The sequence below is a fragment of the Streptomyces sp. NPDC001796 genome (assembly GCF_042892355.1).
Taxonomy (GTDB): Bacteria; Actinomycetota; Actinomycetes; order Streptomycetales; family Streptomycetaceae; genus Streptomyces.
On record NZ_JBIAUC010000018.1, the window covers coordinates 132053 to 140177 of the forward strand.

General features: G+C 71.5%; 7 protein-coding genes and 2 pseudogenes. All 9 read right to left on the reverse strand.

Features of this window, described 5'->3' with window-relative positions:
* Window positions 1-13 precede the first annotated feature (13 nt).
* Window positions 14-568, reverse strand: coding sequence for a telomere-protecting terminal protein Tpg (tpg, locus tag ACFYZE_RS28850; RefSeq protein ID WP_389000103.1), 555 nt, complete (start codon window positions 566-568; stop codon window positions 14-16).
* Between the two features lie 15 nt (window positions 569-583).
* On the reverse strand, window positions 584-2899 hold the full coding sequence (gene tap / locus ACFYZE_RS28855; protein ID WP_389000106.1) for a telomere-associated protein Tap: 2316 nt from the start codon (window positions 2897-2899) through the stop codon (window positions 584-586).
* A gap of 227 nt (window positions 2900-3126) precedes the next feature.
* The gene (locus ACFYZE_RS28860; RefSeq protein WP_389000109.1) at window positions 3127-3759 is read right to left on the reverse strand and encodes a class I SAM-dependent methyltransferase; all 633 of its coding nucleotides are present in this window, start codon (window positions 3757-3759) and stop codon (window positions 3127-3129) included.
* 3 nt (window positions 3760-3762) lie between these two features.
* Window positions 3763-3966, reverse strand: coding sequence for a hypothetical protein (locus ACFYZE_RS28865; protein ID WP_389000112.1), 204 nt, complete (start codon window positions 3964-3966; stop codon window positions 3763-3765).
* A 147-nt stretch (window positions 3967-4113) separates the two neighbouring features.
* A complete protein-coding gene (locus ACFYZE_RS28870) occupies window positions 4114-5298 on the reverse strand; it encodes a PP2C family protein-serine/threonine phosphatase (RefSeq protein WP_389000115.1) in 1185 nt (394 codons plus the stop codon).
* Window positions 5299-5446: 148 nt separating this feature from the next.
* Window positions 5447-5998, reverse strand: a pseudogene (locus tag ACFYZE_RS28875) (type 1 glutamine amidotransferase domain-containing protein).
* Between the two features lie 164 nt (window positions 5999-6162).
* The gene (locus ACFYZE_RS28880; RefSeq protein ID WP_389000118.1) at window positions 6163-7269 is read right to left on the reverse strand and encodes a type I phosphomannose isomerase catalytic subunit; all 1107 of its coding nucleotides are present in this window, start codon (window positions 7267-7269) and stop codon (window positions 6163-6165) included.
* 13 nt (window positions 7270-7282) lie between these two features.
* Entirely contained in the window at window positions 7283-7507 is a 225-nt protein-coding gene (locus tag ACFYZE_RS28885) for an SDR family oxidoreductase (RefSeq protein WP_389000121.1), read from the reverse strand.
* 145 nt (window positions 7508-7652) lie between these two features.
* Window positions 7653-8036, reverse strand: a pseudogene (locus ACFYZE_RS28890) (FUSC family protein); the annotation flags it as partial.
* Between the last annotated feature and the right edge of the window lie 89 nt (window positions 8037-8125).

Here is an 8125-nt window from a genome sequence, read left to right on the forward strand (position 1 = left end):
CGTCGGGGTACGCCTACAGGTCGAATTCCACGTGCTCCACGTCGGTGAACTGCACCTCCAGGCCCTGGGCGCGGCGGCCGCGGTCACGGAAGTAGATCTCGCCCAAGCCCTCGGCTGCGATGTCGCGCAACTGCTGCTCGGTGGCCCCCTGTTCCCGGGCATCGAAGAGACGGGCCGCGAACTCGGGGGGCAGTGCCACCGTCAGGTGACGCTGCCGCGGGTCGTCGGTCGTGCCCGGGGCGGCGGTGTAGCCGAAGCGGGCGCGGGTGTCGATGACGATGCCGGTCCTGCTGACCGCCTGCTTCTTGGCCCGGGCGCGGACCTGTGGCTGCCAGCGACTGCGGACTTCGCGCTCGAGCCGCTCGGCGAGCTCCGGTCTGGGCTTCCTGAGCTGTTCCCTGACATAGCGTTCGACGGTGCGCTGGGTGATGCCGAGCAGCTCGGCCACCGGCCTGGTGCCCTTGAGCTGCTTGACGAGGTACCGCATCCGGGCACCGGCGCTCTTGGGGATCGGGCGGGTGAACGCCTTCTGCAGGACCTCTTCGAGGCCGTCCCCGACCGTGTCCATCGGTCAGCCCCTTTCCTACTCTCCGCCGTCGGTGGCGGTGATGTGGCCGTCCTTGATGTACCGGGCGAGGTTGAGGTCCTGGCCGTGCCTCTCGCGCACCTCTTCGGCCCACAGGGTGGTCTGAGTGCCCTCGTGCTTGACCATCCCGGGCAGGACGCCGAGCCGGAAACTGCCGGGCACGGTCTTGCCGCCCTGGTAGGGCAGGACGTCCAGCGGGCTCGGTCCGTCGGCGGCGTAGACGGCGCAGTCCGACAGGATCGCCACCGGGTAGCGTCCGGTGGCCGCGGCGAGGGCGAGCATCTTGCGGTGCATGTTGACACGGGCCCGGGAGATGACGGCGGCGCGGATGTCGGGCCGCCAGGTCGGCCGGGACAGTGCCGGCCACGGCCGGCCGGGGCGCCATCCGCCGCCGCGCGGGCGCTCGCGCAGTTTGCCGATGCCGCCCTTGACGGTCGCCTTGATCGCGGACAGGACGACTGCCATCTCCGCATCGCGCTGCTGGTAGCCGTCCATCGCCGTGAGGAACTCCTCCGGCGTCAGCCCCTCCGGCACGCCGAGGTCGGCCATGGTGGCCACGTACGCGTCGCGCAGCCGCTTGTACCAGCTGTCCAGGTAGCGGCCGCTCGTGGTTCGGACGTACGCCTCGAGGGGTGCGACGTCGTAGCCCAGCTCGACGGCATAGGCCACGGTCGGCGTCGCGTACCAGGCCGGGCCCTCGGGCCGGTCACCCCTGGGGGTGAACGGGCTGGGCAGAAGATCCCCGTCGAGGTGCTTCCACTCCTTGCCGACCAGCACGCGGGACAGGTCGACATGGGAGAGGTCGACCAGCCAGGAGCCGGGCAGCTTCGGGTCGAAGGTCGGGTGGTCGACGTGGACGGGTTCGCAGGCGAGGCCGACGACCGCTCCGTTGGCGGCCGCGCCGAAGGCGAGGTTGACGTCGAGGCCGACCACGTAGCGCTTCAGGCACTCGTCATCCGTGAGCGGCCGGGCCCAGTCGTACGCCTCCTCCAGCAGCATCTCGGCCGGGCCCCGCTGGTGGAAGCGCGGCAGGCCGGCGAGGAGCGGGTGCCCGTCCGGTGCCTCGCACGGCGCGCAGTCCACCGGATGGCCGCCCAGCGAGCCGGGGTTGTACTCGCTGTGACGGCGGCCCTCGGCATCCGGCTCGCTCGCCCTCGTGGGTGGGTGCAGAGCGGTCATCAGCTCGAGGCCCGTCACCGCGGTGGAGCCCCGCGGGGTCATCACCCGCTGCGCGTAGGTGCCGAGGAGCCGGGCGAGCTCCGCCGGCGGAAGCTGCGCCGCGCCGTCCCAGTGGCGCGTGTCCAGGGCGTCCCAGGAAGGGATGCACAGCTGCACGCACTGGCGCCTGCCACCCTCGGCCGGGCGGTAGATCCGCGCCCACGGCCCGAACCCACGCTGGGTCAACTGCCAGTCGGACCGCTGTAGTTGCTTCACGACCTTGTGGGAGTCGGGGATCCGCCCGGCGAGGCGTTCCTCTTGGGCGAGCCGGTCCGGCAGCCCGTAGCGCGCGCAGGCCGACGCGGTCAGCACGAGCAGCGGGTCCGCGTCCTTCCCCGAGCCGTTCAGGCGCGGGGCGCCCAGCCCGGCTTCGGTCAGGGTCCACTCGACCAGGGAGGACAGGGACTTGGCGGGCACGTCCAGGACAAGGCCGCCGACGCAGTATGCGAGGACCTGGCCGTCTTGATCGGCGTCGATGACGGCGAGCGGCCCGTTCTCGAACCGCGGATCGGCCTCGGTCGAGGTGGGTCCGGTCGAAGTGCCCTTCTGCGGGGCGGACTTCTGCGGGGCGGTCTTTTGCGCGGCGGACTTCTGCGCACCCGGCCGCGTCATCGACGGCCTTGTGGTGGTCACCGGACGGGACTCCGCTGCGAGGGTGGGGGGCGGCGCGGGGTTCTTGGGGGCCGTCATGGCCGCAGCATCCGGCGCCGGCCTGGTGGACGGAGTCCGTTCCTCTGCCGGTGCGGCTCCCGAGGGCGCAGGCACGGTCGCGGACGTCTCGTCGACCGGCATGGCGGCTGCCGTGGTGGGGTCGTCGGCGGCTACCGTCGCGGGGTCGTCGCAGGAGGCGGATTGGGCGGGGTAGAGCTCAGCGAGCTTCTTCAGCAGGTGCGCGTAGGCCTCGCGCTCGGGCGGCCTCGGTTCGGTCTTCCCGTTCTCCCAGCCGCTCACCGTAGCGCGCCGTACCTTCAACGCGCCGGCGATCTGGTCCAGCGTCAGCCCATGCGCCTGGCGCAGCCGCTTGCGTTCCGCCGGCGGCGGCAGCGGCGACGCGGACGCGATCAACGCCTCGACCGCCTCGAACAACTCCGACATGGAAGACCTCCGCCCCTAACCCTAGCTCAGGGGAACGTACGGATCGCGTACGATCGGCGCACATTTCGCGCACGCACGGCTGACAATGATCTCGCGGAGGTGGTTGTCGTGTGCCGTGGGATCGGCAACGGGCGGCAGTCCGCGCGTCTTGCGCCGCGCTCCCCTACCACGGTGGCCGTGCCGCGCGCCCGACCGCCAAGGGCCGGGCGTTCGCCGGACTCCGCCCCTCAGGGATGCGTCCCGGCGGGAGCGGGAGCTGGTTTGCGGGCCAGTTCGTAGGCGAAGCCGACCCTTTCGGTGAGGTCGGCGCCGGCCGTGTAGCGGCTGAGTTCGGCAGTGAGGTCGGCGTCGAACTCAGCGGCGTGGTCCGCGAGTACGGCAGGCGGCAGGAACGACGTCGACCGGATGTGCCCCGCGAGCTCATCCGTCGTCCAGTGGTGTTCGGCGGAGAACTCGTGTCGCCCGGCGGGCTCGAACCCGGCACGGGACAGTACGTCGCGGTCAGGGTCCTGCTGCCGTGCTCTCTCCCAGCCGGCCGGGACGCGGCCGGCCGCACCGAGCGCGTCACGCCATCTGAGCAGCAGGTCGTCGAGCGCGCGCTGCCAGTCTGCCGGGCCCACCCACGGGGAGGTCGACCAGCACAGGGCGACACAGCCGCCCGGCTCGAGCCAGCCGTAGGAGCGCTCCGCGACCAGGGACCGGTGCAGCCTGTGGAAGGCGTTGCCGATGACGATCAGCTCGAAGCTGCCCGGCTCCGCCTGCAGCTCCTCGGCGCTTGTGGTGGCTGCATGGACATGGGGCGCCCCAGCGGCGATTGCTTTGGCGCGGACCACCTCGGTCATGTCGGGTTCGGCGTCCACGGCCTACACTTCCGCGAACCAGCCGCGCAGCGGGAACGCGAACTGGCCCGTGCCGGATGCGAGGTCGAGCAGGCGTCCGCTCCCGGACGGGGTTGTCCGGCGGACAAGGTCGCTGATCATCGCGTCCGGGTAGGGCAGTCGGAACCGGTCGTAGTACGCCGCGGTGCCCTGGTACAAGCCGGGCTCGAACCTCACCTCGCCGGTCATAGGGGCACCATGGCATGCATGCGAGCCAGGGTGGGCGGAATCCGCGCGGGACGCGGCAACGGCCGGGCGGCAGGGAACAGCCGCCCGTGCCGCCCGTCCACGCCCCGCGTCGATCGCAGACGGCGACGTGTGAAGCGCCCTCTTCGGTCAGTTGCGTCCATCCGTGGAGGAGGCGGTGGCTTCCCCTCCGTGTTCGTCGCCCTGCGGGAGCCGTTCGACGAGGAGCATCGCCGCGTCGTCCGCCAGGCGGCCCCCGGTGTGGCGGATCAACCCCTCATGCAGCTGTTCCAGGAACTGCGAGGGAGTGCACGGGTGCACCGATTCCATGGCCTCGTGCAGGGGGAAGAAGACCCCGTCAGGGCTGCGGGCCTCGATCACGCCGTCGGTGTGCAGCAGCAAACGGTCACCGGGCTCGAACGGATAGTTCTCCGCCTTGGCCGGCGTGACGGTGAGGAGGTCCTCCAGACCCAGGGGTGGCAGTGGCGAAGTGGGCATCAGGGCCTCGACCTTGCCCTTGCGCAGCACGAGCGGCGGTGGATGCCCGCGATTGACCACCTGGACCGTGCAGTTGTCGCACACCTGGGCAACGACGGCGGTGACGAAGTCCTCGGCCCGTTCTTCCTCACAGTCTTGATCGATCGCGTTTCTCCCGGTGCTCTGCCGTTCCAGTGCGGCCGCGCAGTGGTTCATCACCTCGACCAGTTCGGCGTCATAGTGCGCGGCCTCCCGGAAGGCGCCCAGCACCGCAGCGGCCAGCCGCACGGCAGGCAGTCCCTTGCCACGGACGTCCCCCACGATCATCCGGACCCCGTACCGGGTGTGCACAGCCTCGTACAGATCTCCCCCGATCTGGGCCCCCGTCTCCGCCGCGCGGTACATGCTGGCCATCTGAAGCGGCCCCAGCCGGGCGGGCACGGGTGGCAGGACCACCCGTTGCGCTGCCATGGCGACGCGGCGTACCTGGTCCAGCTCGCTCTGCCTGCGCATGCGCATGGTGTTGCTCATGGCGATGCTGGCCACTGACACCACGAAGAGGGACAGGAGGTTGCTGTAGGCCTGGGCGGCCCAGCTGTCGTGGAGGGTCGCCGTGATCACGGTGACGGCAAGAGCTCCGGCCGCTGCCGAGAGGGTGCCTTTCGGCCCCATCGTGAGCGACGCCAGCGCCGGCATCGCGGCGAGGATGGGACCGGTGACCACGGCGTGTGCGGGCGAGAGCTCGATGCCCAGCGCGAGCATGATGATCAGGAACGGCACACACTGCGCGAGTCTGAGGAGGACCCCGCTGTGCCCGTCCGCTCCTGAGGGATCAGATGAGCCGAACAGCGACCGCATGGCTACAGCCTGCCTCGCTGAAGTCCCGTGCTCCACTCAGCGCCCTTGTCTCGGCCGGTCCGGTCGATCGTCGCCCGGCTTGTCGTGGCCGGCACCTGGCCGACCCGGGCACGAGGGCGGTGCACGGGCCTTCCGGGGCGTGTGACGCCTACGTCAGGGCCTTCAGCAGCCGTTCCGCCAGGACCGCCGCCGATGCCGGGTTCTGCCCTGTGTACAGGTTGCGGTCCACCACCGTGTACGGCTTCCAGATCTCGCCGCGGGCGAAATCGACGCCCAACTCTTTGAGCTCGTCCTCCGGCAGCCACCGGGCCCTGGGGCCCAGTCCGACGGCGTTCTCCTCGTCGTTGGTGAAGGCCGTGACCTGGTAGCCGGCGAAGGGCGAAACGCCGTGCACCCTGGTGGCCGGCATCGCGGCCGGCGCGTGGCAGACGACGGCGAGCGGTTTACCGGAGGCGAGCGCGGCGGTCGCCAGCCGGCCCGCGTCGGCGTCGGCCATCGCGGGCGGTCTCCGCACTGCCTGCCATCTCCGGGCGCAGGCTCATCCTGTCCACGTTCGGGACGACGCCGTGAGCGGCCACCACGACTTGGTGGCCGGCTTCCGTGAGCGCCTTGTAAGGGGCCGGGCCGCGAACTCCTCGGCCCAGTAACCGGTGGCATGTCTGGAGCCGTCCTTCAGCGTCCAGTACGTCGCACCGGTCATCACGAACAGTAGCTTCGCCCTTACGGAAACGCCTCCTCGTCCTCGCCCGACGCGGGGGAGGTCGTGCACCCGTGTCACCTATGCGGGTGTCCGATCAGGCGCATGCGGGCGGCCGCCCGCGACGCCCGCCGGCATCCATGCCGCCGAACCCGTCGGCTCCCGGATCAGGCGCCCGGTGCGGAGCCGGTGGGCTTCGCCGAACCGCGGGGTGCCGGCCCTTCGCCGAGTGCGGCGATCGCGGCGGACCCGTGGCCGGCGGCGAGTAGGGGGGTGCGCACGTCGAGGTCGAGGTCGGGGAGGTAGCCGAGCAGGACGTCGGCCGGTCCCTCGATCCTCAATCGGCCGAGCACGGCCGGCAGCAACAGGCTCTCGGCCCGGGCCAGTCGCTCGCGTCCGCCGGGGGTGGCTACGGTGACGGGCGGCCCCGCGTTGCTGACGACCAGCCCGGTGGTGAACATGTGGACCGGGGGCGCGGCGGTGCCGACCCGCCACCGCTCCAGGGCGAAGTAAGGACCGGCGCACAGCACGGTGCGCTCCACACCGTCGTCGACCGGCACGCTCAGACCGGACTGGAAGTCGGGGCGCGGCTCGGGCCGCCACTCGTCCAGGAGCCGCTCCAGGTTGGTGTGCCACTCCTGGTCCGTGATCGGTGAGCCGTCCTCCATCCGGTGGCGCATGGCGTGCTGCTGGATGTCGGAGGTCTGCTCGATCTCGTAGACGAGGGTGCCGGGGCCGAAGCTGTGCAGGGTCCCGCCGGGCACGTAGAGGGTCTGCCCGGCGCGCACCGGCAGGCGGCGCAGGACCGCGTCGAAGTCCTGCGCCACGAGGGCCTGTTGGAGCCGGTCGCGGTCGACGCCGGTTTTGACGCCGGCCAGGGCGGTGGCGCCGGGGGCTGCCTCCAGAACGTGCCAGGCCTCGGTCTTGCCGTTGGGCTGGTCCTCGAGGCGGCGGGCGGTGTCGTCGTCGGCGTGGAGGTGGACCGGGAGCGGTCCGGTGGCGTCGATGAACTTCGTCAGCACCGGGAAGCGCTCACCGCGCCAGCCGCGTCCGAGCAGTTCCTCCGGATGCTCCTCGACCAACCGGCGCAGCGTGCGCCCGGCCAGCGGTCCCCCGGTCACCACCGCGCCCTCGCCGTCGACGTCGCTGACCTCCCAGGTCTCGGCGACCGGGCCGTGGGGCAGCCCTGTCCGGCCCCACCGGTCGGCCAGGACGCGGCCGCCGAAGACGTGCTGTTTGACCGGGGCGGTCAGCCGCAGCGGGTACCAGTCCACGGGGTCCGTCTCCTCAGAGGATCGGCTGGCCGCCGGTGACCGCGATCCGGGCGCCGGAGACGTACGAGCCCTCGTCGGAGGCCAGCAGGACCTGGACCGGGGCGAGATCGGCCGGCTGTCCGGGGCGGCTCAGCGGCACCTCGGCGCCGAAGTTCTCGACCCGCTCCGGCGGCATGGTCGCGGGGATCAGCGGCGTCCAGACCGGCCCGGGCACCACTTGTTGCGCGGGTTGCGTCATGGAGCACCACATCCTTGCCTGTGGGAGATGAGGCGGAGCGGGCCCGCTCCGGGCTCCGGGCTCCGGGCTCCGGGCTCCGGGCTCCGGGCTCCGGGGGAACGGCTACCCGGGTACATTCCGGAGAAACCGCCCAAATCATCGGGTGTCAGTCGCGGCTAGGACGGCTGCCCGGCCGCCTGACCCAGGCGTGCAGGATGAGGGCCAGCACTCCGCCGAGGGTGGTGTCGGCCGCTCGATAGGCGGCGGAGTCGCCCGGAGGTGCGGCCACGGCCTGCAGGAACAGCAGGACGTACCCGGCGATGCCTGCGCAGAACAGCCCGTAGTTCACCGGCTGCACCGTGAACGCGCCCCACAGCAGGACCGCCACCGCCGCCACCAGGGCAGCTCCCCGCAGGTGGACCGTATCGGCCACGACCCCCACCACGAGTACCCCGATCAGGGTGCCGACCCAACGGTCGACACCTCGGCTCGCCGTGGTGACCCAGACCGGTTTGAGGACGTTCAGCAGCGTCAGGGTGATCCATTGACGTGCTCCCTGGCCTAAAGTCCAGGGATTCCGGCCTGGGTCGTCTGACCCTTCCGGGGGCTTCCTGCTTCACCGCGCTGTGCGGGCACGGG

Excerpts from the sequence above, each read along its gene's own strand:
- tpg (WP_389000103.1), bottom strand. The coding sequence starts at position 568 with ATGGACACGGTCGGGGACGGCCTCGAAGAGGTCCTGCAGAAGGCGTTC.
- ACFYZE_RS28885 (WP_389000121.1), bottom strand. The coding sequence starts at position 7,507 with ATGACGCAACCCGCGCAACAAGTGGTGCCCGGGCCGGTCTGGACGCCG.
- tap (WP_389000106.1), bottom strand. The coding sequence starts at position 2,899 with ATGTCGGAGTTGTTCGAGGCGGTCGAGGCGTTGATCGCGTCCGCGTCG.
- ACFYZE_RS28870 (WP_389000115.1), bottom strand. The coding sequence starts at position 5,298 with ATGCGGTCGCTGTTCGGCTCATCTGATCCCTCAGGAGCGGACGGGCAC.
- ACFYZE_RS28865 (WP_389000112.1), bottom strand. The coding sequence starts at position 3,966 with ATGACCGGCGAGGTGAGGTTCGAGCCCGGCTTGTACCAGGGCACCGCG.